The sequence below is a fragment of the Micrococcus sp. GbtcB5 genome (assembly GCF_019091605.1).
GTDB classification, from domain to species: Bacteria; Actinomycetota; Actinomycetes; order Actinomycetales; family Micrococcaceae; genus Micrococcus; species Micrococcus luteus.
Window position 1 is genome coordinate 1 of sequence record NZ_JAGXJK010000095.1, and the last position, 499, is coordinate 499.

The following is a 499-nucleotide window of genomic DNA, read 5'->3' on the forward strand; positions in this document are numbered from 1 at the left end:
CGGTGTGGGTGAACCACTACAACTACCATCGGCCTCATACCTCCTGCGGAGACGCTCCTCCGGCCTCACTGGCACCGGCCCGAGTCAACAACGTCATGCCCTCCTACAGCTAGCCGCGTCGAAGATGCGCTCCTGCTTGAGTCGCATGTTGCGCTCCCGCCGCGGCACCACTGCGACGTTCATTGACGACCTCCTAACGACTGGACTCAATAATAAGCGTACTCAGTTTTGCACCAGCGTCAACCGGATGCTGCGACGCACCCTCGCGCGGGGCGCTGTCCGACAGCACACCGAACGAGCGCACGGACGAGGAAGACGGCGGTCGGCCCCAGCTGTCTACAACACGCATTCGCCGAAGTCGTGGAGCGGGTGGCGGCTCACCGCGCGGACGGACGACGGCGACGCGTCGATGCTGTCCGGGCGTTGAAGAGACAGCCCGTATGCAAGCTAGACCAACGGCATCGAACCCTTTGCGCGTCGCCACGCTTACCCGTGTGAA

General features: G+C 63.5%; 1 pseudogene. It reads left to right on the forward strand.

From position 1 onward, the window contains the following. Positions 1-113, forward strand: a pseudogene (locus KVS67_RS11610) (IS481 family transposase); the annotation flags it as partial. Positions 114-499 lie beyond the last annotated feature (386 nt).